Annotated in this window: 21 protein-coding genes; 11 read left to right on the forward strand and 10 right to left on the reverse strand. The window is 65.6% G+C overall.

Annotation, left to right across the window (positions count from 1 at the left end):
* Positions 1-163 precede the first annotated feature (163 nt).
* From ASG37_RS01010 to ASG37_RS17500, 3 genes are all read left to right on the forward strand, one after another.
* The gene (locus ASG37_RS01010) at positions 164-736 is read left to right on the forward strand and encodes a recombinase family protein (protein ID WP_055755421.1); all 573 of its coding nucleotides are present in this window, start codon (positions 164-166) and stop codon (positions 734-736) included.
* The gene (locus ASG37_RS01015) at positions 733-918 is read left to right on the forward strand and encodes a hypothetical protein (RefSeq protein ID WP_055755422.1); all 186 of its coding nucleotides are present in this window, start codon (positions 733-735) and stop codon (positions 916-918) included. The genes ASG37_RS01010 and ASG37_RS01015 overlap by 4 nt, the downstream gene beginning before the upstream one ends.
* A gap of 407 nt (positions 919-1325) precedes the next feature.
* Positions 1326-2744: a hypothetical protein gene (locus ASG37_RS17500; protein ID WP_156348993.1), complete on the forward strand. Its 1419-nt coding sequence runs from the start codon at positions 1326-1328 to the stop codon at positions 2742-2744.
* Here the strand turns inward: ASG37_RS17500 and ASG37_RS18215 are convergent.
* On the reverse strand, positions 2737-3117 hold the full coding sequence (locus ASG37_RS18215) for a helix-turn-helix domain-containing protein (protein WP_414887721.1): 381 nt from the start codon (positions 3115-3117) through the stop codon (positions 2737-2739). The genes ASG37_RS17500 and ASG37_RS18215 overlap by 8 nt on opposite strands.
* Between ASG37_RS18215 and ASG37_RS01030 the strand changes: the two genes are divergently transcribed.
* From ASG37_RS01030 to ASG37_RS01045, 5 genes are all read left to right on the forward strand, one after another.
* Entirely contained in the window at positions 3058-3522 is a 465-nt protein-coding gene (locus ASG37_RS01030) for a hypothetical protein (RefSeq protein ID WP_055755425.1), read from the forward strand. The genes ASG37_RS18215 and ASG37_RS01030 overlap by 60 nt on opposite strands.
* Before the next feature lies 1 nt (position 3523).
* Positions 3524-3874: a hypothetical protein gene (locus ASG37_RS17505; protein ID WP_156348994.1), complete on the forward strand. Its 351-nt coding sequence runs from the start codon at positions 3524-3526 to the stop codon at positions 3872-3874.
* A 1132-nt stretch (positions 3875-5006) separates the two neighbouring features.
* Positions 5007-6257 (forward strand): MFS transporter, encoded by a 1251-nt coding sequence (locus tag ASG37_RS01035; protein ID WP_055755426.1) that lies wholly within the window; start codon positions 5007-5009, stop codon positions 6255-6257.
* Positions 6254-7381: a metallophosphoesterase family protein gene (locus tag ASG37_RS01040; protein WP_055755427.1), complete on the forward strand. Its 1128-nt coding sequence runs from the start codon at positions 6254-6256 to the stop codon at positions 7379-7381. Before ASG37_RS01035 ends, ASG37_RS01040 begins: the two co-directional genes overlap by 4 nt.
* Positions 7378-8628: an arsenic transporter gene (locus ASG37_RS01045; RefSeq protein ID WP_055755428.1), complete on the forward strand. Its 1251-nt coding sequence runs from the start codon at positions 7378-7380 to the stop codon at positions 8626-8628. The genes ASG37_RS01040 and ASG37_RS01045 overlap by 4 nt, the downstream gene beginning before the upstream one ends.
* A gap of 194 nt (positions 8629-8822) precedes the next feature.
* On the opposite strand, the gene ASG37_RS01050 is transcribed toward ASG37_RS01045, so the two are convergent.
* The 4 genes from ASG37_RS01050 to ASG37_RS01065 form a co-directional block, all read right to left on the reverse strand.
* On the reverse strand, positions 8823-9407 hold the full coding sequence (locus tag ASG37_RS01050) for a DUF1826 domain-containing protein (protein ID WP_055755429.1): 585 nt from the start codon (positions 9405-9407) through the stop codon (positions 8823-8825).
* Positions 9404-10639 carry a GTP-binding protein gene (locus tag ASG37_RS01055; protein ID WP_055755430.1) on the reverse strand — a complete coding sequence of 412 codons (1236 nt, stop codon included), beginning with the start codon at positions 10637-10639 and terminating at the stop codon, positions 9404-9406. Before ASG37_RS01055 ends, ASG37_RS01050 begins: the two co-directional genes overlap by 4 nt.
* An 82-nt stretch (positions 10640-10721) precedes the next feature.
* Positions 10722-11708 carry a glycosyltransferase gene (locus tag ASG37_RS01060; RefSeq protein ID WP_268795733.1) on the reverse strand — a complete coding sequence of 329 codons (987 nt, stop codon included), beginning with the start codon at positions 11706-11708 and terminating at the stop codon, positions 10722-10724.
* A 26-nt stretch (positions 11709-11734) separates the two neighbouring features.
* Complete coding sequence (locus ASG37_RS01065) at positions 11735-12865, reverse strand: radical SAM protein (protein WP_055755432.1); 1131 nt, start codon at positions 12863-12865, stop codon at positions 11735-11737.
* Positions 12866-13009: 144 nt separating this feature from the next.
* Between ASG37_RS01065 and ASG37_RS01070 the strand changes: the two genes are divergently transcribed.
* Entirely contained in the window at positions 13010-14260 is a 1251-nt protein-coding gene (locus ASG37_RS01070) for a dienelactone hydrolase family protein (RefSeq protein ID WP_156348995.1), read from the forward strand.
* A 52-nt stretch (positions 14261-14312) separates the two neighbouring features.
* Here ASG37_RS01070 and ASG37_RS01075 read toward each other — a convergent pair whose 3' ends face one another.
* Positions 14313-17387 carry a TonB-dependent receptor domain-containing protein gene (locus ASG37_RS01075; protein ID WP_235525091.1) on the reverse strand — a complete coding sequence of 1025 codons (3075 nt, stop codon included), beginning with the start codon at positions 17385-17387 and terminating at the stop codon, positions 14313-14315.
* Positions 17388-17852: 465 nt separating this feature from the next.
* Between ASG37_RS01075 and ASG37_RS01080 the strand changes: the two genes are divergently transcribed.
* The gene (locus ASG37_RS01080; protein WP_156348996.1) at positions 17853-18716 is read left to right on the forward strand and encodes a hypothetical protein; all 864 of its coding nucleotides are present in this window, start codon (positions 17853-17855) and stop codon (positions 18714-18716) included.
* Between the two features lie 101 nt (positions 18717-18817).
* Here the strand turns inward: ASG37_RS01080 and ASG37_RS01085 are convergent, their stop codons facing one another.
* From ASG37_RS01085 to ASG37_RS01095, 3 genes are all read right to left on the reverse strand, one after another.
* Positions 18818-19114, reverse strand: a complete 297-nt coding sequence (locus ASG37_RS01085; RefSeq protein ID WP_156348997.1) for a hypothetical protein — start codon at positions 19112-19114, stop codon at positions 18818-18820.
* Between the two features lie 26 nt (positions 19115-19140).
* Complete coding sequence (locus ASG37_RS01090; protein WP_235515034.1) at positions 19141-19590, reverse strand: hypothetical protein; 450 nt, start codon at positions 19588-19590, stop codon at positions 19141-19143.
* Between the two features lie 159 nt (positions 19591-19749).
* A complete protein-coding gene (locus ASG37_RS01095) occupies positions 19750-21684 on the reverse strand; it encodes a S9 family peptidase (RefSeq protein ID WP_055755437.1) in 1935 nt (644 codons plus the stop codon).
* A 91-nt stretch (positions 21685-21775) separates the two neighbouring features.
* On the opposite strand from ASG37_RS01095, the gene ASG37_RS01100 reads away from it, so the two are divergent.
* Positions 21776-24142: a hypothetical protein gene (locus tag ASG37_RS01100; RefSeq protein WP_055755438.1), complete on the forward strand. Its 2367-nt coding sequence runs from the start codon at positions 21776-21778 to the stop codon at positions 24140-24142.
* A gap of 133 nt (positions 24143-24275) precedes the next feature.
* Here the strand turns inward: ASG37_RS01100 and ASG37_RS01105 are convergent, their stop codons facing one another.
* The gene (locus ASG37_RS01105) at positions 24276-25781 is read right to left on the reverse strand and encodes a glycerol-3-phosphate dehydrogenase (RefSeq protein WP_055755439.1); all 1506 of its coding nucleotides are present in this window, start codon (positions 25779-25781) and stop codon (positions 24276-24278) included.
* Between the last annotated feature and the right edge of the window lie 58 nt (positions 25782-25839).

Here is a 25839-nt window from a genome sequence, read left to right on the forward strand (position 1 = left end):
AGCATGGCGAACGATGATCGCTGTCTCACACAGGTCCGATCCTCGCCAATGAAACGCTGTCTCATAGGTTTTAGAAGTCAATGAAAATCCATATAAAACAATAACGCAGGTCTGGACTGCGCTCGGCAGGCGGCTATCCTCTTGTAAACAAAGGGGATCGACCATGTTGATTGGATATGCCCGGACCAGCACGGCGGAGCAGCTCGCCGGACTGGAGGCGCAGCAGCGCCAGCTTGTTGCAACGGGTTGCACGAAGGTGTTCTCTGAACAGGTTTCGTCGGTCGCTGCCCGCGATCAACTCGATTTGGCGCTGGAGTTCGTGCGCGAAGGCGACGCGCTGGTCGTCACCCGGCTTGATCGGTTGGCGCGTTCGACGACCGATCTATTGTCCATTGTCTCGACGTTGGAGCGTAAAGGGGTCGCGCTTCGCGTTCTCGATTTTGGCGGCTCGGAAATGGACACGAAATCGCCGAGCGGCAGGATGCTGCTGACCATGTTCGCCGCCGTCGCCGAGTTCGAGCGGAGTATCATGTTGGCCCGACAGCGCGAGGGCATCGCCAAAGCGAAGGTTGAGGGGCGCTACCGAGGTCGGGCACCGACCGCTCGGGCCAAGGCTCAAGATGTTCGCGCACTCGCAAACTCAGGTGTGGGTGCAAGCGCCATTGCGGCCAAGCTCTGCATTTCCCGGGCATCGGTTTACCGCATCCTTGCCAATCAGCCGGGAGTGGCAGCGTGAACCGGGTTGCCATTGCCTTCTCGGCTATCGCCGCCGCGCTGGGGGGCATGTACGCGGTTGCAGTTGAGGGGCAGGCCCCCGAGCTGCCGCTTGATGAGGTGAAGCCGTTGGTCGCACGCATGCGAACGAACACTCGGCTTCTGGCGCGTCAAATCGCCGCCGCCGTCGTTCTAAACCGATGAGCGGGCACAGCTACAACGGCTTTACCGCTGCCGAACGTCGGGCCGGTGGTCGCGCTATCCGTCAGGCGCTGGCAGAGGGCGGGTTGCGTCCTTCTTCCTCCTGTTCGGTGTGCCGTGCTGGCCTGGGGCTGTCTCACCATTGGCACCTTGAGGACTACACGGCTCCCCTGTCCGCATATCCAATCTGTCGACGATGCCATTACGCGGTGCACATCCGCTTCCGCCGCCCGGACTATTGGCAACGCTTCCTGCGGGAGCTTGGCGCAAAAACGTGGGTGCATGATCTCGCTGTCACGCCCATGCGTCAGCGTTTGTGATTTCGCGTCTGGCGTCGGCGGCGATGCCCTTACTATTGTGGGGCGCGAGCACTTAACGGCAGGAAGGAAATCCGATTGCGACCACCAGCGGTGAGGATCGTAAGGGCAAGGCACCGTGATCGCGCATCTTCACTGCCCGGCTTCGACCGTAACTTCCCGCCACAAACGCGCGAATGGGGCATCGACAAGCTGCAACTGAAACTGACAGGGCAGTGGCGCACGACGCTGGCGGATGGCCGCGCCTTTTTTGCTAACCGGTTGTCCGACCCTGCACTGCCATGGCTACGCAATCATGATGCGAATAGGGGGGCTGTCACTGTCGAGACTGTCCAATCCTCCTTGCTGACGTTGTCCTTGAAGATTTCGGCAACGCGTTGCAGCGAGACGGAGGGAGCAATCGTCGCTGAGCTGTCAGCGAACCCCACGCGCACCCTCGCGTCGTTGATCGCGAGGTTTGGCGATCAGGAGGATTTTCGGGCGCGGATATTCTCAATGGATGTCCTGACTTTCTTCGGCGTCGCGGTCGAACCATCTGGCATCCCGCGCAGCCTTGATGGCTCAGACAACTATTTGCCGGATCGTCCTCCTGTCCGCAGCCTCCTTGGTGATGATCCGTTTGCCACGTTCATTCCCACTTACATCGCGCAGTTGCAGATCCTGCTAAGCCGAACGCTGTCGGAATACGACGGTGGGTTCGGGTTCGACGGAAGCGATCAAGTTATCGCATCGCCGGACGGCGTGATCCGACTGAGTTGGGGACAAGTCGCGGTTCCGCAAATCGAAACCTATTTCGAGAGGTTCCACCGGAACGCTATACCCGCTGTCAGGGGAGCCGCTGTGTCCATACTCGACGCGGACACCGCTTCGCGTGTTACGCTGTACCCGGCATATCAGGAGCAGCCCAGTCTGGAACGACATGGTGATCGTCTGGCGTTGACCGCCGCGATCTCATCAACGGTTGATGGTCGGCATACTCTATCCGTTTATGCCAAGACGCCTTCCCGCATCCGTTTTGAGGTGCGCCGTCAGCGGCGAGGTCGCTACGGGTCGGATGCGATTGGAAATAGGGGTGCAAGCTGCCCCCCGCACATGGCGCGTTTGGTCAACATTTTGCTGACCGTCGAGCGCCAAGATGCTGCCCGGCTAATTCGATGGACCGAGCTCTTCGAGTTTTTCGATGAACCGGACCTGCCTAGCATCGGCGATCTCGCCTATGTCATGCGGGCCATCTTTCGTGCAGCGAATGGGTCGGCAGAGCTGTTCGACTTGCTGACGGAAAGGCTGTTGGTCGATGGTGGATTGGCGATAGGGATCAACCCCCAGATCAGTATAACTGCCATCCGTTATCTGGAGCGGGCAGGCGTGATCGAGAAAGGGCGGATACGTCACAGATACAGCCCATCCCAGATCGCTCGGTATAGGCTGGTTGGCGTTTATCGGTCCCTGCGTGAACGGATGCTAATGGGCATATCGGGCCAATCCGGTGCAGACATGACCCGCGCTATTTAAACAGAACGCCCGGATCGACCTTCAACGCGAGTGCTAGCTTCTCGACGACGATGATCGTCGGCGCACGCTTTCCACGCTCTATCCCGCTCATATAGGTCCGGTGAACGCCGACCATATCCGCAAACTCGTCCTGTGAGATAGCCGCTGCCTCGCGCAGCGACTTCACGTTCCGGCCAAATCGCTCCCTGATGTCCATCGGCGACGATGGACCACAGTGTCTCCGATAGAACGACAGCCGATAGTCTACATATTTGTTGCCAGCAACCGAGCGCTCTGTAGACCATGGGATACAACTGTTTTGTTGGGAGGAACTATGCGAAACCTGATTATCGCCGGTGTGGCTCTGCTGGCTGCGACGCCCGCGCAGGCCCATTGGCAGTATGCCAAGTGGGGAATGACACCTGCACAGGTAATCGCGGCTGGTAATGGCAAAGCGAAGGCGGCGGCGGGCGACAAGTCCGTGCAGGGTGACACCACCCGTGATGTAGAAACGGATTACAGCACGGGTGACCGCGTATTTCGCGCCAGTTTCTGGTTCGACGCCATTGGCCTCCAGAAGGTCACGTTGTCACCTACGGGGGAGCGGCGGTGCCTCGATTTGCGGCGCGATCTTTTGGCAAAATATGGAGAGCCGGTGGAGCGCGATCCTGGCTCGGTCGAAAGACTGATGTGGGCCGATAGGCCGTCCAATAATCGGATCGTCATCATCTTGGACGGCGATAGCTTCTGCGAGTTGCAGTATGCGCCGCTGGTATCGCGGGCAGGGGCGGGCCTCTAACATGATTGCCATCCTCTTAGCCGCTGCGTTGGCATCGCAGTCTGCCTCGAAGTACGACGCGCCGCCGATTGATCCGAACAAAGAAGGGCTTCTCGCGATCATGCGGGAGCAACCGTTTTGGGAAGGCTCCTCGACGAAGACCCCGGATGAACTGACCCTTTGTGTCGTTAGCGCGCTTTGGCATCATGACATGAACGCCGGGGCCTTCCCGGCTGGCGGTTCGGTCTACGTCAAAACGCAGTTCACGCTTGCAAGACTGTCCCCCCGAAATGGAGGCGGTACGGATGTCACGCTATGGGGTGGTGGTGGAAGCAAGAGCGGGATCGTTCCTCGCGTCAGAGGCTGCTTGTAGGCCAAGCGAGGGGCGTTCCCCTTCGTGAACATCGTAGCGAATAAAGAACATAACGCTGCTTTTTGCATGTTGGCGATCATCTCGGTGGAGTGAAGATCGTAGAGAGTGAGAGAGGGTATGGGTCATGTCTTCTGCTAGATTTTTCAATTTTCTGGCCAAGCTAGATGCTACAAAAACCCCTACAAACAGCATGATGGGCTGAGCTTTATGCCATTGTAAAATAATAATATTTAGGAAACTGTTGAGTGTCCCTCCCTCTCCGCCACTACACGCATGAAATCCGGCGGCTCGGCGATCTCTCGCTAGCCCGTCAGGCATGTGGCCAATCTTGGCGATTCGCTTTCGCCATAGAACGGTCAACCATGCGGTTGTTCTGGTCTTCGGTAAAAATGCGGCCTTGCCGGTTGGCCGGCCTGTTTCTTCGTCGGGCGACGTGCCACGTCCTTGCGCAAGCCGTGCAAGGAGCAATGAGGCCGATCGGGTCCTGATCGAAAATGTGTTGCTGACTTGCCATTCGCCGATGCGGGAGATCGCCAGCGAACAGCCAGCAGTCTATCGTATTCTGCCAAGCTATATACTTGGGAGAACGATGTCCTGACGAGCATTGTTCTACATGGTTCGGGTTGACTGCGAACCGTTTTGGTCGGAAATTATCTTCATCATTCTCTGAACCAAATATCACGCACGAATGCGCGATAATTTTCGGTGGCTTGTAATATCGAAAAATATTTATGAAATAATTATATGACTTACCCGCGCGTTTCGATTTTGATCGGTAAGTAATGTTATGATAAAAGTGATTTAAATTGAAGCTATCAAGAATTTTAAACAGAAAATACCCGTTTTCCATTTACGTGCATTGTATAATATTGCAGCTTATTTTCGGGAATACCCAGAACGTAACCAAGCCGGCATAGCATTATTTCCATATTGCTTCGGAACCGATGCGGTATGTTGCACGATTAGCTGCGGACCATGCGGGTTCAACTAGGTTCGGACACCCAAGCCCATGCACGACTTCCATCAGGAAGTCTTGCGCAAGCATTGAGCCAAATCCTGTTTGGTCGGATTTGGGCGGCGCTTCGGTAGAAGCGTCGTCGCCATCGATGTGTAGACAAGTCGGAGAGACGTAATGGCAACGGCAATCGTCCCTTCCGGCACCGCCCGAAGCTCGCGGGGCACGACGCCGACCGGTACGCTCGATGCGCTCAATTTCTTTCTCGCTGATGTGCGCGACGGACTGGGTCCGTATCTGGCGATCTATCTGCTGGTGGTGCGCGGGCCGTCGCATGGCTGGAACGAGGCGACGGTCGGGCTGGTCCTGACCATCGCCGGGATCGTCGGCCTGTTGTCGCAGACGCCGGCAGGCGGGCTGATCGATCGGGCGAAGAACAAGCCGCGCATCGTCATCGCCGCCGCGCTGCTGGTGACGGCGAGCAGCCTGTCGCTGCCGATCGTTTCCGGCTTCACGATGGTGACGATCACCCAGTCGATCGCGGCGGCGGCGGGTGCGGTGTTCGCCCCCGCCATCTCGGCGATCACGCTGGGACTGGTCGGGCCCAAGCTGTTCGCCAAGCGCGTCGGTCGCAACGAAGCGTTCAACCATGCCGGCAACGCGGTGTCGGCCGGGCTGGCAGGCGTGCTTGCCTGGTCGTTCGGACCGGTCGTCGTCTTCTGGCTGATGGCGGCGCTGACCGTCGCCAGCGTCGTGGTGTCGGCGCGGCTGAACAACGACGACATCGACAACGCCGTCGCGCGTGGCCTCGACTGCGAACCCGAAGCGGGGTGCGAGGAGCCGAGCGGGTGGAAGACGCTGCTCGAAAATCGCCCGCTGATGATCTTCGCGCTCGCCGCCTTCACCTTTCACCTCGCCAATGCGGCGATGCTGACGTCGGTCAGCCAGTTGCTGGGGCGCACCGTCGGCACCGACAAGGCGACGTCGCTGACCGCCGCGTGCATCGTCGCCGCGCAACTAGTGATGGTGCCGGTCGCGATCGTCGTCGGCCGCAACACCGAACGCTGGGGCACCAAGCCGATGTTCCTCGTCGCGTTCGGTTTCCTCGCGATCCGGGGTGCGCTCTACACCGTATCGAACGATCCGTGGTGGCTGGTCGGGGTGCAGGCGCTCGACGGGATCGGGGCCGGCATCTTCGGCGCGCTGTTCCCGGTGATCGTCGCCGATCTGACCAAGGGGTCGGGCCGGTTCAATGTCAGCCAGGGAGTGGTGTCGAGCGTCTTCGGGCTTGGCGCGGCACTGTCGGCGACGCTCGCCGGATCGATCATCGTGTGGGCGGGATATAGCGCCGGATTCCTGACGCTGGCCGGAATCGCCGCCGTCGGCTTCGTCCTGTACCTGATCGCGATGCCGGAAACGCACAAATGACCCAGCCGGCGGTGCTGAGCTGGGTCCATATCGGCGACCTGCATATGGACGAGGCGGGCGGCTGGGAAAGTCGCGACCGGCTGGCGGCGATCGTTGCCGAGATCAACGACCATGTCGGTGACGGCGTGGATTTCGTCTACCTGCCCGGCGACAATGCAAACCATGCCACCGCCGAACAATATCGCGTGATAACCGATACGCTGGCGTCGCTGCGCCTGCCGTACCGCGTGATCCCCGGCGACCATGATTACGAAACGGGCGATCTTGCACGGTATGAGGCGGCCTTTCCGGTGGAAAACCGGCCAGAGGTGGAAGTGATCGCCGGTCATCGCTGCATCTTCCTCGACATCGTGTCGGCTGGCGCGGGCGGCCCCGACTTCCGCCTGACCATGCACCACCGCAACCGCTTGCGGGCCGAACTGGCGCGGGCGGAGGCGGCGGGGCAGGTGCCGGTGGTCTTCATGCACGCCTATCCCGGCGACCTTGCGGCGGATGGCGAGGAGATCGCCCGCTTCCTCGCCGATGCCCGTGTCGCGTTCGTCGACACCGGCCATACCCATTATAACGAACTGCTGAACGACGGCCGCGTCGTCTATGGCGCGACCCGGTCGACCGGCGAGATCGAGGAAGGCGACGGCCGGCCCGGCTTCTCGATCGTCACGCTCCACGACCGCGTGCCGAGCTGGCGGTTCAAGGAAACGGGTGGCGCCTGGCCGTTCGTGCAGATCGTCGCCCCCGCCGACATCCGGCTGGTGACGCGCCCCGCCGATCCGACGCAGGTGCCGCGCCCCGGCACGGTCAGCATCGTCGCCAGGCTGTTCGGCGATACCGATGGCCCGGTGCTGTTGTCGGTCGACGGCGGCTCCGACACGCCGATGGTCGCGGCCGGCGAGGGCGGGCTATGGTCGGCGGCGGTCGAACTGGCGGCTGGCGCGCACCGGATCGCCGTGACCGCCGGCGACGACCGCGACGTGATCGGGATATTGGTGCGCGGCGAGGCCGATACTCCCCGGCGCGGTGCGCCGATCGCTTCCGGCCGCGACCTCCACACCATCGGCGCATGGCCCGACCATGGTATCATGGGCACGCAACTCGGCCCCAACAAGAACGGACGACACTGGTGATCCTCGCGACCGGGGCGACCTGGGGAATTTGTGCGGCTGCAACCGCGGCGGTGATCGCGCGGCCGTTCCGCTGGCCCGAAGCGGTCTGGGCACTGGCCGGTGCCGCGCTGCTGCTGATCCTCGGCCTCCTGCCGGTGTCGGCGGCGCTGGGGGCGGTAGCGAAGGGCGGCGACGTCTATCTGTTCCTGATCGGCATGATGCTGTTGAGCGAGGTCGCGCGCGCCGAAGGACTGTTCGACTGGGTGGCGGCGACCGCTGCGATCCATGCGCGCGGGTCGCCCACCCGGCTGTTCGCGCTGGTCTATGTCACCGGCATCGTCACCACCACCTTCCTGTCGAACGACGCGACCGCCGTCGTGCTGACCCCGGCGGTCTATGCCGCCGCGAAGAAGGCGAAGGCCGATCCGTTGCCGCTGCTGTTCGCCTGCGCGCTGATCGCCAATGCCGCCAGCTTCGTCCTGCCGATCTCCAATCCCGCCAACCTCGTGCTGTATGGCGGGAAGATGCCGCCGCTCGGGCAATGGTTCGCGTCGTTCGCTTGGCCGTCGCTGGCGGCGATCGGGGTGACGTTCCTCGTCCTGCGCTGGCTGGAGCGCGACCGGTTGGCGGGAACGTGCATCAGCACCGTCGAGCGCACGCCGCTGACACTGGGGGGCAAGGCCGCGTTCGTCGGTATCGTCGCCACGGCGGCGGTGTTGCTGGTGGTGTCGGCGCTCGACATCGAACTGGGGCTGCCGACCGCGATCGCCGGGATCGCCACGACGCTGGTGGTCTGCGCCATCGCCCGCTCGTCGCCGGTCACGTTGCTGCGCGACGTGTCGTGGAGCGTGCTGCCGCTCGTCGCCGGGCTGTTCATATTGGTCGAGGCGCTCGACCTGACCGGAGTGATCGGACAGGTCGCGGCGGCGCTGCGCGCGGCCTCGTCCGATCCGGTCCGGGCAGCGGCAGTGTCGGGCACGATCCTCGCCTTCGCATCGAACCTGATGAACAACCTGCCCGCCGGGCTGGTCGCCAGTACCGCGGTGGCACAGGCGCAGCCGCCGCGGTTGGTGGTCGACGCGCTGCTGATCGGCGTCGACCTCGGCCCCAATTTGTCGATCACCGGCAGTCTGGCGACGATCCTATGGTTGCAGGCAATCCGCCGCGAGGGGCAGGACGTCGGCTTCTGGCGCTTCCTGAAGGTCGGGGCCGTCGCGATGCCGCTGGCGCTTGTGGCGGCGCTCGGCACGCGGATCGCGCTGGGCTGACGCGACCACCCATCGGCGTGCCGGAGCGGCGCGAGTTGCCGGCAAACGGCCATCGTTCCCGATCGCTTCGATTCTTGTGCGGAATTACTGTCAGACGCCGGCCGGGTTCGGTCCGATCGACCCGCACGGTCGTGGCGTCAGGCTTCCGCTGCCGCCGAGTGACGAACCCCGCTGCCTCATGCTGGCCGCGTTCCTCAGGGGACGATGGGGCAGGGGTCGATCACGAGCATCAGGCGACGGCCGCCGGTCGCGACGATCGGTGGCGACCGGTGCAGGACGCTCGGCGGGTCGAGCAGCAGCCGGCCCTTGAACACTCCGACCGACCCGGTCGCGACATCGCGAACCGCGTCCGGTTCGTCGGCGTCGCACCACTGCGTCCCCGGCCCAGCATAGGTGCATAACAGCCGCAGCGTGACGTAATCGGCGTGAAACCGGCGGCAGGAGTCGGTCTCGATCACGTCGAGCCGGACCCGCAGCCGGTCCTCGCCGGTCAGCGCGGCATGACGGGCGACGAGCATCGCAATGTCCCGCCCCAGCACATCCGCGAGCATGTCGCCATAGCCGGCTGCCCGCAGGTCGCCGTCGACCGCATCGCCCGCGCGGCAATCGAGCCGGACGTCGTCGATCGTCGCATAGTCGAGCCCGTCGAGCGCATCGCGGAGCGCCGGGTCGAGTCCGCGCGACCAGAGCACGAGCGCGACTTCCGGCCGGGCGATCGCATCGAGCGCGGCGGCATCGGTGCCGGCGACGACCTGCCGGGGCAGCGTCGTCACGGTCATGCCGCCAGCTCCGGCTGCGGCTGGCCCCATTGCGGGAACGGGTCGGCAAGGTCCCGCCAGCGTTCGGGGATGAAGCCGTCCGCCGCGACCAGACAGACGTCGAGGTGATCGCGAATGCGTCCCTCATCCATGCCGATGCCGATGAACACCAGTTCCTGCCGCCGATCCCCCCAGATGCCATCCCAGTGGCGGGCGACGAACTCCTCGAACCGGCCGTCGTCGGGCCAGTGGTGCTTGGGGAGGGCCGCCCACCACTTGCCCATGCGCGACGTCGTCGTCTGGCTGCCCGCCACTGCCAGTTCACCGACCCAGTCGGGGCGGGTCGCCAGCCAGAAATGCCCCTTGGCGCGCACGACATGGTCGAGCTCGCCATCGGTCAGGAAGCGGTGGAACTTCGCCGGATCGAACGGGCGACGCGCGCGATAGACGAAGCTCTCGATGCCATATTCCTCGGTCTCCGGCTGATGCTGCGCATAGCCATAGAGTTCCTTGGCCCACAGCGGGTGGCGCGACGCCATCTCCTCGTCGAACCGGCCGGTCGCCAGCACCTGGTCGAGGTCGACCCGGCCATGGTCGGCGGCAACGATCAGCGCATCGGCGTTGAGGCTGGCGACCAGCTTCTTGACGATCGCCAGTTGTTCGGGGGAAACCGACGATGCCTTGTTGACCACGACGACATCGGCGAACTCGATCTGTTCGACCAGCAGCCCGACGAGGCTGCGATCATCCTCGTCGCCCATCGCCGCGCCGCGCTGGGCAAGGAAATCCTGGCTCGAATAATCGGCGAGCAGGTTCACCGCGTCGACCACCGTCACCATCGTGTCGAGCCGCGCGACGTCGCCGAGCGACACGTCCTCCTCGTCGCGGAACGAGAAGGTCGTGGCCACCGGTAGCGGTTCGGAAACGCCGGTGCTTTCGATCACCAGATAGTCGAACCGTCCCGCCTCGGCCAATGCGCGCACCTCGGCCAGCAGGTCGTCGCGCAGCGTGCAGCAGATGCAGCCGTTGGTCATCTCGACCAGTGCTTCCTCGGATCGCGACAGCGCCGCCTCGCCGCCGCGGACGAGGTCGGCGTCGATGTTCACCTCGCTCATGTCGTTGACGATCACCGCCACCCGCCGTCCCTCGCGATTGGCGAGGATATGGTTGAGCAACGTCGTCTTGCCCGCCCCCAGAAAGCCCGACAATACGGTAACGGGGAGGCGGCGGTCCACGGCAGCAGAGATACCCATAGCGATAGTCCAGATAGTAATGTTACAACATTACATAGCGGATGGATCGACCGCTGTCCACGTCGACGATTACCGGTCGGGTTCAATCGCGGTGGGGCACGACGTTCCGATATACCGCGCGATAGGCGTCCGCCTGCCGGTCCAGCCCATGGCCCGCAACCCGCTGGCGCGCCGCGCTGCCGAGGCGGTGTCGCAAGTCACGCGAGGTCGCCAGTCGCTCGATCGCCTCCGCCAGCGCGCGCGGGCTGCGCCGGGGGACGAGCAGGCCGGCATCGCCGACCAGCGCCGGGATGCCACCTACCGCCGAGGCGACGATGGGCAGGCCGGCGGCCATCGCCTCGATCAATGCCACCGGCGTACCTTCATGATCGGACGGCAGCACGAAGCCGTCGAGCCGGCCGAGAAACCCCGCGACATCATCGACCGCGCCGAGCAGCGTGACGTCGAGCCCCGCGCCTGCCTCACGGATCGCGTCGCCGGTTGGGCCATCGCCGGCGATCAGCAACCGGTAACGTTGGCCCCGCCGGTCGAGCAGGCGCAATGCGGCGATCAGGTCGCCGTGCCGCTTGACCGGGTGGAGCCGGGCGGCGATGCCGAGCGTGAAGCCGCCGTCGCCGACCCGCTGCACGCCGGCGAAGCGGGCAAGATCGATCCCCGGCGCAATCACGCTAATCGGACGCCCGGCCCAGCGAAAGCGGCGGGCGAGATCGTCCGAAACGGCGGTGATCGCGGCGCTGCGTCGAAGCCCGGCCGTGATCGCCGGAAGCCAGCGCCAGCCGCTGCCCAGCGCGACATGCAGCGTCGTAACGACCGGCACGGCAAGGCTTGGCAACAGCGCGGCGGTGACATGGCCATGTGCATGGACGACGTCGATCCGCTCCGCCGCGATCGTTTCGTGCAGCGACCGGGCGAAGGTCGCGGACCGGCGATCGAGCGAAACGACCGGGGCCTCCGGTTCGACAACCGCGCCGGTCGCCGCGTCGAAGGTGACGATGACCGGCATCACCCCGTGGCGCGGCGCGGATCGGCAAAGATCGGCCACGATGCGCTCACGTCCGCCCACCGCCATATGTGGCAGGACGTGCGCGACGCGGATCACGTTCGCGCGAGCCGATCGGCCGCGTCGCGGCGGTATTTGCGGAACGACGGGGCGTGCTTCTCGACCCGTGCGCCCGCCTCGCAATGGCAATTGGGGCAGTTGAGCTGGAACGCATCGCGCGCCGCGCGGTGATGTTCGGGGGTGTAGAGAATGTCCGCCAGCCGCTTTTCATGCAGATTGCCGAGCGGGAAGGTGACGTAGCAGAGCATCACCGACCCGTCGGCCCCGACCCACAACAGCTTGCGGGCATCGCACGGGATGCGCATCCCCTGCTGCTCCATCGCCCAGTCGGCGAACGCGGCGATCGCCGGGGCGGACTCGGTCAGCAGGTCGGGCTCGGCCGCCTTCAGCTTCAGCAGATGGTCGATGACGCGGTCGATCGCCGGCTTGTCCTCCGGCCGGAACTGCAACTCGCGCTCCGGCCCCTCCTGAAAATAGGGCAGCGAGTAATGGACGACGTCGACATGCACCTTGGCCTGAAACCGCCGGGCAAAGGCGATCATGTCGTCGACCGCCTGAAGATTCGCCGAACGCCGGCTGAGCAGGAAGTTGATCTGAATATCGAGCTCGTCCGGCCCGAACATCGCGCGGGTATTTTCGAGGCTCTCGACGAACCGGGCATAGCGGCCCGGCCGCTGGACATACTCGTCGAACGCACCATCCTGCCCATAATAGCCGATCGTCACCTTGCGCAGCCCGGCGGCGTGAAGGTCGGCGATCTTGCGGTCGAGGATCAGGGCGTTGGTCGTCATGTAGCAGCCGACGCCCAGCCGGTTGGCGGTTTCGACCATGCGCACCACGTCGGGATGGAGCAGCGGCTCGCCGCCATAGAGCCGCACCGCCGGCACCCTGGCGGCGGCGGCATCCTCGAGCAGCTTCTCGACGATCTCGAACGGCAGTTGCGCGCCGGGCATGAAGTCGCGCCCGTATTTGCACCCCTGACACCGCAGGTTGCAGTGCGCGGTGATGGCGATCGTGATCTTTTCTGTGTTGGCGCGAATGGTTTGCGGCCAATGGGCGGCGACCGATGATCGCATCCGTTCGGACACGCGATACCCCGCCTTCAACGTCGGTGCGGTCGCGGGAAGGGCTTTGGCCAGCGAACGTGCAAGCGTCTCGATCGTCATCGTCGGAACCTCCAGTATTGGCGACGGTATACGGTCGGAAGGTTGACGGTATCTTGCGTCGTCGGCCATGGCGGCGGCGCATTATCGACGGACAGGCGCGTTACCGCGACGCCTTCCATGATTTCCTCGAACCGGACAGCCATCATGCCCAGCATTCTTCCCGGCAGACGGACGTTACTCGGCTGCGTCGCGGCGGCCGCATTGTGTCAGGTCGCGCCGGCCCCGGCGACCGGCGGGCAACGTGCCGGCGGCGTGCCCGGCGCGCTGACGACATGGCTCGAACGGCCGGCGGCCGAACGGACGATCGATGCGCCGGTCCTCGCGCGCCCGCTCGACCGGGCGGCGGCGGCACGGGCACTGTCGCTGCTTTCGGCGGCGCGGTTGCGGACCGTTGCCGAGGCAGGGCGTGCGGCGATCGATGCCAAAGCGATCACGCTGGATGGCCGGACGCTGCGCTGGGAAAGCCGGACCTTCGGCAACGCCCCCGCCGGCAGCCGCAGCCTGTGGATCTCGCTCCATGGCGGCGGCAACGCCCCGGCGGCGGTCAACGACCAGCAATGGCGCAACCAGATCCGCCTCTACGAACCGGCGGAGGGCATCTACCTAGCGCCGCGCGCGCCGACCGATACGTGGAACCTGTGGCATGAGCCGCATATCGATCCGCTGTTCCAGCGGCTGATCGACTATCAGGTCGCGGTCAACGGCGTCGATCCCGACAAGGTGTATCTGCTGGGCTATTCGGCCGGGGGCGACGGGGTGTGGCAGCTCGCCCCGCGCATGGCGGACCGCTTCGCGGCGGCGGCGACGATGGCGGGCCATCCCAACGAGGCGCGGCTGGAACCGGTGCGCAACCTGCCGTTCGCGATCTTCATGGGCGGGGCCGATGCCGCCTACGACCGCAACCGGATCGCCGCCGAGAAGAGCGCCGAGCTCGCAGCGCTGCGCCGTGCCGATCCGGGCGGCTATGTCGGGCTGTCGCGTATCTATCCCGGATTGCCGCACTGGATGAACCGCAAGGACGCCGAGGCGCTGCCGTGGATGGCGCAGTTCCGCCGCGACCCTTGGCCCAAACGCATCGTGTGGGTGCAGGACGATGTGACGAGCGACCGCTTCTACTGGTTGCAGATTCCGCAGGGTGCCAAGGTCGCCGCCGGGGACCGGATCGTTGCCACCGTCACCGGACAGACCATCGCGCTGACCGGCGCGGTCCCGGCGGGAACGACGCTGCGCCTGTCCGACCGGCTGCTCGATCTCGACCGGCCGGTCACGGTGACGATCGATGGCCGCCGCGCGTTTCACGGGCGGGTGCCGCGCACCGCGCGGGCGATGTGGCTGTCGCTGCTCGATCGTGCCGATCCGGCGAGTGCCGCCAGCGCGCTGCTGCCGCTCAAATAACGAAAAGGCCCGCCGCGAACCAGTCGCGGCGGGCCTGTCCGGTAGCGCAGGATCAGAAGTTCAGGCCGATCCCGGCGACGACGTTGCGACCGAGCAGGTCGTAGCGGAACACCGTGTTGGTGCGCAGCAGGCCCAGCAGGTTGCGCGAGTTCGGCACCAGCGGCGGATCGGTGTCGAACACGTTGTTGACCGACAGGCGGAACGTCATCCGCTTGGCGATTTCGAACGCGAAGGCGACGTCGATGTAGTCATAGGCATTGATCCCGCCATAGGTCGTGCGGCGGTCGGCGGCGGTGAACGGAATGCCCAGATCGGTATCGGTGACGTTATAGGTCACCGTGGTCGGCGCGGTATGCCGCCAGTTGACCGACGTGTTGAACACGTTGTCGGCGGTCGTCCAGGTGGCGCGCATGTTGTGCGTCCACTTGGGCAGGCTCTCGCCGCAGAACGGCCCGTAATAGCCTACGCAGTTGCGATCGGCGAGTTCGGGGGCGTCCTGGTTGCCGACCTTGGTGGCGAGCGATCCGTTGAACGACAGGTCGATCCGGCCCGCCTTGCCAAGCGAGCGGCCATATTGGCCCTGGAAGTCCCAGCTATGGAACGACGACTTGAAGGCGTTGGTCAGCCCCTGTGCGAAGAAGCCGGTTGTCGGATTGTCCGCTGCCGGGCTGTACAGCGTGAAGGTGCCCGGATTGCGCACCACGCCGCGGCAGTAGAAGTCGGTCTGAATGCTCAGACAGCCGTTCAGGAAGTCGTTGGCGGCGTAGTAATTGATCGAATCCTCAAGGTCGACGAGGATGCGATCGACCGACACGGTCAGGCCCGGCAGGAAGCGCGGACGCAGGATCATGCCGAACGTCTTGGTATAGGCGGTTTCCGGGGTCAGCCCGAAGCCGCCGTTGCGGATCGTGCAGGCGTCGTCGGGGCAGCTCAGCGTCCGGCTGCCGTACAGATTGTCGGGCAGCCCGGTCGCGCGGCACTGGGCGATCGTCGCGGTCGGTGCGCGGAAGTTGTTGGGGTTGCTCGGGTCCGGCGTGCTGGCGCACGGATCGTTGCGCGAACCGATGTTGTTATAGACGATGTTGCTCGCCGAATCGGCCTGGGTCACGCTCGGTGCGCGCTGCGCCTTGTTGTATGCGCCACGGAAACCGATGTCGGGAATCGGCGACCAGATGCCTTCCAGTTTCCAGGTGTTGAACGTGCCGCGCAGGCGGTTGTACTTCGATACGCGGTAGCCGGCGTTGAACTGGAGCAGTTCGGTCCATGGCCGGTTCTCGATCAGCGGCGCCTGCAACTCGGCGTTCACTTCGACGATGTTCTGCGTGAAGCGGGCGTCGGTGCCGCCGGCCGCCGCACGGAACGCGGCATTGGCGGTGTTGGTCTGCTTTTCGGCGCGGAACTCCCCGCCGAAGGCGACCGCGACCCCCTGTTCGGCGAGCGGCGAGGTGATGCCGTATTTGCCGAGATCGCCGCTCAGCGTGGCCAGCGCCTGCCACATCTGCGGGCTGCTGGTCTGCGACGTGTTGGAGAAGTTGACCGGTCCGACCGCGAAATAATAGTCGTTGACCGCCGGATCGCTGTTGTACGGGATGAAGGCGTTGAACGGTACGCAGGCAGGATCGCTGCCGTTGATGACCGAGCGGCACGTCGGCACGCCGTTGACCAGCGTCACGTCGAGCGAGCGGTTCACCCGGTTGAAGTCGGGATTGGCGAGGCCGAAGCTGGTGGTGTTCAGCCGCGACAGCACGCCCGCCACGTCATAGTTCCAGTTGTCGTCCAGCACCTGTCCGCGCAGACCCGCCGTGACGCGGAAGCCCTTGTTCACGAAGCGCGCGTTCACCGGCGGTGCGCCGTCGAAGCGATAGCGCAGGTCGATCGGTGCATAGGTGGCGGTGCCCGCCGCCGCGCCGCAGATCGTCGTCGCCTGCGACGCCGACAGATAGGGGTTGTTGCAGGGCAGCGAATAGGGCGTCGAGCCATAAGCGCCGAAGTTCAGCGTGCGGTTGAGCTGCGGGTTGCGCGACTTGTCGCGATAGAACAGCGCCGACGAATAGAGTTCGATGTCGTCGGAAATCCGCGCGGTCAGGAAGCCGCCGGTGTTGATCCGCTCGAACTCGCGCTGGAAGCTGAAACCGTCGAACGGATTGGCGGCGGTGTTCGGCCCCGAATTGATCGGGACCAAGGTCCGGTTGCCGGTCGGGCTGTTGACCAGCACCCGTCCGCGATTGGCTCCCGATTGCGGGATGATCGTGCCGTTGGGGGTGAAGCTGGCGATCGAGCAGGCGAGCGGCCCGTCGCGGGTGGGCTGGGTCACTTCGCAGGCGGCATAGGACCGGTCGGCGGTACGCACGAGGTCCGACTGGCGATAGTTGACGAAGCCGGTGATGTTCACCGCGCTGTCGAACAGGTTCTTGCCGAACGACACGGTGATGTTGCTGCGCCCGCCGTCGTTGGCGGTGCCGGTGCGCGCCGGGAAGAACGCGCGCCCGGCGGCGTCGGTCACGGCGTTGGCGCGGTTGTCGTGGTTGTAGAAGCTGTAGTTGGCGTCGAGCCGCACCCCGTCGAAATTCTTCTTCAGGATGAAGTTGACGACGCCCGAGATCGCGTCCGATCCGTACACCGACGACGCACCGCCGCTCAGCACGTCGATCCGTTCGACCAGCGCGCTGGGGATGATGCTGGTATCCATCTGGTTGACCAGACCCAGGCGAAGCCCGTCGACCAGCGACAGCGTGCGCTCGAAGCCCAGGCTGCGCAACTTGATCCGCTGTGCGCCGTTCGAATCAGCGTAATTCTGCTCGGCGTTGGGCTGGATCTGCGGAAGGCGGTTCAGCACTTCCTCGATCGTCGTCGCGCCCTGTGCCGCGATCTCGGCGGCGGTCGTGGTCACGATCGGTGCGGCCGACTTGTTGTTCGGACGGACGATGCGCGTGCCGGTGACGATGATCGTGTCATCGTTCCGCTGCCCCGAATTGTCGGTGGCGCGGGTATCCTCCAGCTTTGCATCGGCAACCGGATCGCCGGTAGTCGTCTGTTCTCCGGTCGATCCGACCTGCGCGACCGCGGGAAACACCATTCCCGTCGCCAGCACTGTCGACAATAGCGACAGTATTACCGTACGTTTCATTCCCACCATTCCTTCCCTGTTGGTATTGCAGCACTTTTTAGTGCGTTCCTGTCAAAGCGCTCGTCGGACGCGGTCCGGTGTCGAAGTCTTGCGACCGCGAACCCAGCTGACCGCGTGACGCCGGCTCTGGCCGGTCGTTCGATCGACGAGTGACATCAGAACGGGGCTGGATTTGATTGCCGCGAACAAAGTCGGCGGTTCGCAGCAATGGAACCGGTTCCGGCAGCATCGTATCGCGTGGCGAATAGAATTATGCTCAAAATCATTCCCCCCGAAATGTCCAGCCCCGGGCGGAACCTGCGTGTTTCGCAGAACTTTTCAATTGTAAAACGCCACGTCACCTAGAAAAAATGTCATTTTGTATAAATGATGCGGAACTGTCACCTTTCGCTATGCTATTGTTAGCGTATTCACCAACTCGCGCCGCCTGCCGGTGGCCCACGCCGACCCCCAAGAGGAAACCGCATGGTATCGCCCTTGCTCACCGTGCTGCTCGCCGGAGCGCTTCAGGCCGCCCCGCCGCAGCAACCGGCCGAAGGCGAGATCGTCGTTACCGCCGCGCAACGCGACGTGATGCGCGAAACCGCGCGCCGGGTGGAAGCGGTGCTTCCCCCGACGACCATCGACCAGCCGCTGGCGCGGTTTACCGATCCGATCTGTCCGGGGGTGGTCGGCCTGTCGCGTGAAACCGGGCAGGCGATCGTCGACCGGATCGGCATCGTTGCCGACGGCATCGGCTTGCGCATCGGGGCACCGGGATGCGACCCCAACGTCCTGCTGATCGTCACCCCCGACGGGCGCGCCATGGTGCGTGGCCTGATGACGCGGCGCACCGCCAACCTGCGCGCGCAGACCCTTGCCGACATGCGCCGTATCCTCGGCGAGCCGGGCGGCGCGCGCGGCTGGGTGGAGTGGGAAACGCGCAGCCGTGACGGCGAACGTGCGACCGTGAGTGGCGACGGACCGCCGACGCTGGAGGTGCAGGGGGCCAGCCGGCTGGCGAACGCCTTCCGCCGCGACATCGTCAGCGCGGTGGTGGTCATCGATACCGCCGCCGCCACGACCCGGTCCCCGCTGCAGATCGCCGATTACGTGGCGATGCGCGCGCTGGCCGACGCCCGCCCCGGCCGACGGATCGAGGCCGAATCGATTCTCGCCGCTTTCGCTCCCGGCGACGGGCAGGCGACACCGGACACGCTGACCCCGTTCGATCGCGGTATCCTGCGCGGGCTCTACAGCGGGCAGGGTAATGTAACCGCCGGGATGAAGCGCGCGACGATGGTCCGCGCGATCCTCGATCCCGCCGGCGGCGAGGCACCCGGCCGCTGAGGCGAACCGTCGGTGCCTGCCCGTCATCGTCAGAATCGTTGCTACGTTGGCGGATCAATCGACAGGACGAGGCGGCGGCCAATGAAGCACCTCGGGCGGGTTCAGTAGTTCCCGGCCCCTGAACCCGCCGGTCGGCACCTCGCAGATCGCATCCTGCCCATCGACGCAGCACCATTGCATGCCAGGGCCGACATAAGTGGGTTCAGGCCCAGCGTGCGGCAGCCGGTGTGAAAGCGACTGCCCGCATCGGTTTCGATCACGTCGAGCCGAACCCGTAACCGGTCCTCGCCGGTCAACGCGGCACGACGCCGGACGAGCAGGGCGGGACCGATCGATCGGTCCGCATCGACCTCGGCCGACAGATCGCCGATGCTCGCCAAGTCGATCGTCGCGATCACCGCCCGCACCGGGCCGGGCGATGCGATCAGGGCTGATACGGCAGCGATGACTGGTGAAGGACGATCCGCACCTTGCCATCGCCGCATTCCTTGAACACGAAGCTCTTGTTCACGAAGATGTGGCTGTCGTCGGCGCCGATGAAGTGGACGTTGCACTGCACGATGGCGATGTCGCCGTGCAGGACATAATCGAGCTTGTTGTACCACACCTTGACCCATGGTTTGAGCTTGAACCCCTTGTCATCGGGGAACTCGGGATCGCCACCGACGAAATAGGATAGCGCACCAGCCTTTGTCGGGCGGAAGGTCTGCGCACCATGGGTCAGGGTCGGCTTGAACAGCACCTTGCCCGCATCATAGTCGTAATTGTCGCTCAATACCTGGGTCGCGAACGCATGGACGTCGCCACCCTCGCTATGGACCTTGCCGACCGCGACGACATTGTCGCACCACGTCTGCAACGTCACATGTACCATCTGATCCGTAAACATCCCGTTCGCCTCTTCCTGCATGATCTTTGGACCAGCAACAGGTAGAGGATATAATATTACACTGTATTGGCGAAGTGTGAATAATCGTTTCCGGCACGGGGAAGGCGCGGACCGTGTCGACCCGTCCCGTGCCAGCCCGGCCGGTCAGCGCTTCGGCGGCTCAAACAACCGGCGCAGGAACACCGTCTCGACCTCGCGGCGCAGGTCGTTGTTCGGTTTCTTCTGGAAGCCGTGCCCTTCGTCGGCGAACAGCACGTACCATGCCTCGTTGCCCTTGGCGCGCAGGCTGGCGACGACCTGATCCGATTCGGATTGCGGCACGCGCGGATCGTTGGCGCCCTGCATCACCAGCATCGGTTTGGTGATCCGCCCGACATTGGCGACCGGCGAGATCCGCGTCAGCACCGCGTGCATCGCGGGCACGCGCTCGTCGCCATATTCGGCACGTCGATTGTCGCGGCGATAGGCTTCGGTGTTCTGGAGGAAGGTGATCCAGTTGCTGATGCCGTACCGCTCGACCCCGCCGACCAGCCGGTCGGAATAATGCGTCATGACCGCAAGGCTCATATAGCCGCCATAGGACTGGCCATAGACCGCGACCCGCTTCGCATCGAGGCCCGGCTGGCGCGCGATCCAGTCGAGCAGCGCGCCAATGTCCCTGACCGAATCCTCGCGCTTCTCGGCATTGTCGAGATTCAGATAGCGCCGGCCATAGCCGTCGCTGCCGCGAACATTGGGCAGGATGACCGTCGCTTTGAGCACATCGGCGAAATATTGCGCGCCATAGTTCCAGCCGGGGCGGGTCTGCGCTTCCGGACCGCCGTGGATGTCGATGATGACCGGGGTGCGCGTGCCGGGGGCCACGTCCTTCGGGCGATAGACGAACGCCGGGACCGACAGCCCGTCGAACGAGGAGAAGCGGATCAGCTCGGGCTCGACCAGTTTCGCGGGGTCGAGATCGCCCAGTTCCGACATCGTCCAGCGGGTCAGTGTGCCATTGGCCACGCCCCAGCTCCACACGTCGCCCGCCGAGGTCGCCGACGTCAGCCCGATCGCGAGGTTGCTGCCATCGCCCGAAAAGCGCAGCGCGGTCAGCACGCCCTGCGGCAGTTTCGGCTGCGGCAATGCGCGACGGGTGATGCGGTCCTGCACCACCACCCGCGACAGCCCGTCCTCGTTCACCGAATAGGCAAGCACCCGGCCATCGTCGGTCAGGTCATAACTTTCGACGTCCCATTTGAGGCCGGGGGTCAGCACCGTCCGCTTGCCCGTCGCCAGGTCGATCTCGACCAGTTGCCGCGTGTCGCTGCCCGCGTCGGAAATGGCGATCAGCCGCTTGCCGTCGGGCAGGTAGCGCGGATCCTGATAGAGCGCCGGCGGGGCATCGGCGGCGATGCGGCGCGCCTTGCCGGTGGCGATGTCCAGTTCGAACAACTGGTCCTCGCGGTTCGACAGGCTGCGCACGAAGATCAGTCGCGATGCGTCGGCGGCGATGGCCGCCGGCGCGACGGCCCCGTCCGCGCGATAGAGCACCCGCGCCGCGCCGCCGGCCTTCGGATCGGCGGCGAGGATCGAATAGGCGGCGCTGCCCTTGGTCGCCTGCGACCATGCCAGCAGCGTGCCGTCCTTGCTGAACACCGGATTTTCGTTGCGCGTCCCCGCCTCGGTCAATTGCCGCGCCGGCCCGGTCAGGCCGCGCGCATAGAGCTGGAACCATTCGTCGCCACCGGTGTCGCGGGTCAGCACGAAACGGTCGGTGCCGGGGATCACCATCGCCCCCGCCACCGGCTCGGTCCCGAAGGTCAACTGGGTGCGGACCCCGCCCGGCCGCGCGACGTGATGGAGCTGCTGGGTCGAACCGAAGCGGGTGGCGATCAGCATCGACCCGTCGGGCAACCAGTCCTCGAACTGCGCGGCGCGGCTGTTCTGATAGCGCTGGACCGCCTCGCGCACGTCGCCTGGAATGTCGGGCACGCCCGACAGGGTGGCGCTGCCCACCTGCCGCTGCGGGACGGTCTGGGCGGAAACGCCTGCGGCAAGGGCCAGCAGGCTGATCGAAAGCGCGATGGGTTTCAGCATGGCGCGATCATCGGACAGCACCGGTGACGGCGTCAAGCGGCCCGCACACGCGGCGTGGCGTCGAGGCGCATGGATCGACTATAGCCCTGCCATGGTTCGCGTATTCTTCCGCTTCTGCACGGCGTTGCTGACGCTCACGGCATCGCCCGCCCTGGCGCAACAGGGCGGGTTCGACCTGACCGGCCCGCAACTGACGATCACCGTCGGGCGGGGCGACGCCACGCTGCCGCTGACCGCCGTGCCGTCGCTCAAGCCCGGCGACCGGCTGGTCGCGCGGGCGGAGCTGCCGGCGGACCAGTCGGCACGCTATCTGATGGTCGTCGCCTTCCTGCGCGGCGCGACCAATCCACCGCCCAAACCATGGTTCTTCCGCGCCGAGACGTGGAAGCCCAAACGCAGCACGCTGACCCTGAGCGTGCCCGACGGCGCCGAACAGGCGATCGTGCTGATGGTGCCCGATGCCGGCGGCGGCTTCGACGCGGTGCGCGATGCGGTGCGCGGGCGGCCCGGCATCTTCGTGCGGGCGGCGCAGGATCTGTATCAGGCGTCGCTCGACCGGGCACGGCTCGACACCTTCGTCGCCATGGTCGGGTCGATCGGCGAGCGTGCTCCCGAACGGCTGGCAGCGGTCGCGCCGGTCCTGGCCGACGCGCTGCGGATCAAGCTGAACCAAGAATGTTTGACGCGCCAGCGGGCGTTGCAGGCGGCGTGCCTGATGCAGGATCGCAGCGCGACGATCCTTCAGGCGGGGCGGGGCACCAGCTTCACCGAAACGCTGACCGGCGCGCCGGTGAACCTCGCCTATGGCGTTGCCGCGACGCGCGAGGGCGGGGCGGGGTTCTACAGCCCCTATATCGGCCTCGCGCGTGATCTGGCGCGGTTGTTCGGCGCGTTTCAGAGCGCGCAATATCAATATCTCCCCGCGCTGACGACGGGCAGCGGCGATCGGATGACGCTGCAACTGAACGCCGCGCCGTCGTTCCAGAATCCACGATCGGTGCTGGTGGCACCGCTGCCGCCGATCGGCGCGGCGACGCCACCGGTGTTCCGGGCCGGTGCGACCGCCCCGGTCTGCCTGACCCGGCCCGATGCGGTGCTGACGCTCGACGATGCGTCGTTGCTGTTCGCGACCGATTACGCCCAGGATCTGACGCTGCGGATCACCACCACCAACGGCCAAAGCGTCGACGTGCCGATGGTACGCGACGTCGAACATGGCGGCGTTCGCGCCACATCGGGAATGCCGGCGATCGCCGGGCCGGTCACGGGCGGCGTGCTGCAAGGGCGCTGGGGCTTCGATCGCTTCACCGGGCCACGCCTTGCGGTGCAGGCCGATGCCGCCGGTACGTGGCACGCCGAGCCCGACGCCTCGGTGGTCGTCGGTCGCGAATCGCCGCTGACGCTGCGCGGCGGCGCTTCGGCGTGTGTCGCCGGCCTCGCGGTCGTCGCGGGTGACGACACGATCCTGCCGGTCGAGTGGAAGGCCACCGCACCCGACGAATTGCGCGCGACGTTGCCGCTGGGCAAGGTCCGGCCGGGTCCGCTGACGCTCAGGATCGCGCGCTATGGCGTGGCCGATCCGGCCGCGCTCGCCCTGACCGGCCGGGTCGAGGCGAGCCGGCTCGACCGTTTCACCATCCATGCCGGCGACCGCGACGGGGTGCTGACCGGACAACGGCTGGATCAGGTCCAGTCGCTCGACTTCGCCGGGCGGCGCTTCGTAGCGGGTGTGTTGACGCGCGGCGCGAAGGGCGACCGGCTGGTCCTGCAAGCTGATGGCGCGATCGAGGCCGGCGATAAGGCGACGAGCGCGAAGGTGCGGCTGCGCGACGAGCGAACCGCCGGCGTCGACGCGACGCTCGCCCCGCCGCGTCCGTCGCTCACCGTCGTCGGCCGGGATGTGACGGTTCGGCCGGTGGCGGGAACGCTGCCGCTGCGGCTGCCCGACGGGATCGTGCCGGTCGATGCGACGCTGCACTTCTCGCTGCGGGTCGACGGTGGTGTGACCGGCGACGACCGGATCGAGATCGCCGGCGCGGAGGGCAGGACCGTATCGCTCGATTTCGCGTCGGGCGGGATACAGCGGATCGGCGGCGACGTCGTCGTTGCGTCGATCGTGCCGCAGGCGTTGCTCGGGCCTGATGCGGCGGGGCCGCTCAGGGTCCGGGTCCGGCGCGGGGAGGCGGCGGGGGACTGGCGGCCGTTGGCGCAGGTCATCCGCCTGCCGGCGATCACCGGCGTGACCTGTGGCGCGAGCGGCGGGTGCGTGCTGATGGGACGCGACCTGTTCGTGATCGCGGCGGCGGGCGATCCGTCGGACCCGCAGCGGATGACGATGGTGCCGGCCGGGTTCGTCGGATCGTCGATCACGCTGCCGCCGCTGTCAGGAAGAACGGTCGCGCTGCGGCTGCATGACGCGTCCGATACGCCGGTAGAGCTCGATCGGCCCGCCGGCTAGGGCCGATCGACATTCCGCTATTCCGGTGCAGTTTGTAGTCGAAAACACCACCCTCCCTTGTCACCCCGGAACCAGCCCGGGGTGACGGAAATGGTTGTTGCTGGCGTCACGGCCGACCGAAGGTCGATCGGCCCTAGATCAGAATCGCGGCAAGACAGGCGTCGAGCCGGTCGGCGGTGCCGGCGGGGACATGCAGGCCGAGCTTGCTGCGGCGGTACAGGATGTCCTCCGCCGTCCGCGCCCATTCGGTGTGGACGAGATAGTCGACCTCGGCACGGTGGAGACTGCCGCCCAGGTCCTGCCCGAGATCGTTCACCGTGCGCGCCGACCCCAGCAGCCGGTCGACCCGCGTCCCATAGGCGCGCGCGAGGCGGCGCAGCAGCGGTTCGGGCAGCGCGGGGTAGCGCTCGACGACCACGGCCACGAACCGATCGAAATTGGCGAACTCTCCGCCCGGCAGCGCCGCCGTGCCGGTCCATGGTCCGCCCGCGTCACGAAAGAACGGCGTCAGATCGCGCATCGCATGTTCGGCGAGACGGCGATAGGTGGTGATCTTGCCACCGAACACGCTGAGCAGCGGTGCGTCGACACCCCCGGACCCGGCATCGAGATCGAGCACATAATCGCGCGTGACCGCCGAGGCATTGGCGGCATGATCGTCGTAGAGCGGACGGATGCCGGCATAGCTCCACACGATGTCGCCTTCCGCCACGGTCCGCGCGAAATAACGGTTGATGGTGCCCAGCAGATAGCGGGTTTCCTCCGCGCCGATCGCCGCCTTTGCCGGGGCACCGGTCCATGGCAGGTCGGTCGTGCCGATCAAAGTGAAGCGCCCTTCATAGGGGATCGCGAAGACGATCCGGCGATCATCGTTTTGGAGCATGAACGCATGGTCGCCATCGTAGAGGCGCGGCACGACGATATGGCTGCCCTTGACCAGCCTGACGCCACGATCGGCACGCGCGCCACCGATGCGGCCGATCACGTCGGCGACCCAGGGTCCGGCGGCATTGACCAGCGCCGTGGCGCGGACGATCCGCACGCCGCCGTCGGACCGCAGCGTCGCGACCCAGCCGTCGCCCTCGCGCCGCGCATCGATCAGCGTCGTGCGGGTGGCGATCGTCGCCCCCCGTTCGGCGGCGTCGAGCGCGTTGAGCACGACCAGACGGCTGTCCTCGACCCAGCAGTCGGCATAGACGAACGCCTTGCCGCGCCGCTCGCGCAAGCCCTTGCCCAGCGCCGAACGGTTGAGCCGGACGGTGCGTGTCGCCGGCAGCGTTTTCCGCCCGCCGAGGTGATCGTAGACGAACAGCCCCAGCCGGACCATCCACGCCGCCCGCGGGCTGTGCGTCTGCGGCAGGACGAACGACAATGGCCAGATGATGTGCGGGGCGATGGCCAACAGCCGCTCGCGCTCGATCAACGCCTCGCGCACCAGCCGGACCTCGCCATATTCGAGGTAGCGCAGGCCGCCATGGATCAGCTTGGTCGAGGCGGACGAGGTATGCGCCGCCAGATCGTCCTGCTCCACCAGCAGCACCGACAGGCCGCGCCCGGCGGCATCGCGCGCGATGCCGGTGCCGTTGATCCCACCGCCGACCACCAGCAGGTCGAAGCGTTCGGTATCGTCCTGCGCCATCGTGGTCCTTGACCCCCTGCCGTACCGGTGATCGAACGAAACGACCGCCCGGCGCGTT

It is taken from the genome of Sphingomonas sp. Leaf407, from assembly GCF_001425385.1.
Lineage (GTDB): Bacteria > Pseudomonadota > Alphaproteobacteria > Sphingomonadales > Sphingomonadaceae > Sphingomonas.

Coding starts and splice junctions, on each gene's coding strand:
- ASG37_RS01065 (WP_055755432.1), bottom strand. CDS start 12,865: ATGACGATCGAGACGCTTGCACGTTCGCTGGCCAAAGCCCTTCCCGCG.
- ASG37_RS01035 (WP_055755426.1), top strand. CDS start 5,007: ATGGCAACGGCAATCGTCCCTTCCGGCACCGCCCGAAGCTCGCGGGGC.
- ASG37_RS01055 (WP_055755430.1), bottom strand. CDS start 10,639: ATGGGTATCTCTGCTGCCGTGGACCGCCGCCTCCCCGTTACCGTATTG.
- ASG37_RS01090 (WP_235515034.1), bottom strand. CDS start 19,590: ATGGTACATGTGACGTTGCAGACGTGGTGCGACAATGTCGTCGCGGTC.
- ASG37_RS01040 (WP_055755427.1), top strand. CDS start 6,254: ATGACCCAGCCGGCGGTGCTGAGCTGGGTCCATATCGGCGACCTGCAT.
- ASG37_RS01030 (WP_055755425.1), top strand. CDS start 3,058: ATGCGAAACCTGATTATCGCCGGTGTGGCTCTGCTGGCTGCGACGCCC.
- ASG37_RS18215 (WP_414887721.1), bottom strand. CDS start 3,117: ATGGGCCTGCGCGGGCGTCGCAGCCAGCAGAGCCACACCGGCGATAAT.
- ASG37_RS17505 (WP_156348994.1), top strand. CDS start 3,524: ATGATTGCCATCCTCTTAGCCGCTGCGTTGGCATCGCAGTCTGCCTCG.
- ASG37_RS01100 (WP_055755438.1), top strand. CDS start 21,776: ATGGTTCGCGTATTCTTCCGCTTCTGCACGGCGTTGCTGACGCTCACG.
- ASG37_RS01105 (WP_055755439.1), bottom strand. CDS start 25,781: ATGGCGCAGGACGATACCGAACGCTTCGACCTGCTGGTGGTCGGCGGT.
- ASG37_RS01080 (WP_156348996.1), top strand. CDS start 17,853: ATGGTATCGCCCTTGCTCACCGTGCTGCTCGCCGGAGCGCTTCAGGCC.
- ASG37_RS01095 (WP_055755437.1), bottom strand. CDS start 21,684: ATGCTGAAACCCATCGCGCTTTCGATCAGCCTGCTGGCCCTTGCCGCA.
- ASG37_RS01060 (WP_268795733.1), bottom strand. CDS start 11,708: ATGGCGGTGGGCGGACGTGAGCGCATCGTGGCCGATCTTTGCCGATCC.
- ASG37_RS01070 (WP_156348995.1), top strand. CDS start 13,010: ATGCCCAGCATTCTTCCCGGCAGACGGACGTTACTCGGCTGCGTCGCG.
- ASG37_RS01010 (WP_055755421.1), top strand. CDS start 164: ATGTTGATTGGATATGCCCGGACCAGCACGGCGGAGCAGCTCGCCGGA.
- ASG37_RS01050 (WP_055755429.1), bottom strand. CDS start 9,407: ATGACCGTGACGACGCTGCCCCGGCAGGTCGTCGCCGGCACCGATGCC.
- ASG37_RS01075 (WP_235525091.1), bottom strand. CDS start 17,387: ATGAAACGTACGGTAATACTGTCGCTATTGTCGACAGTGCTGGCGACG.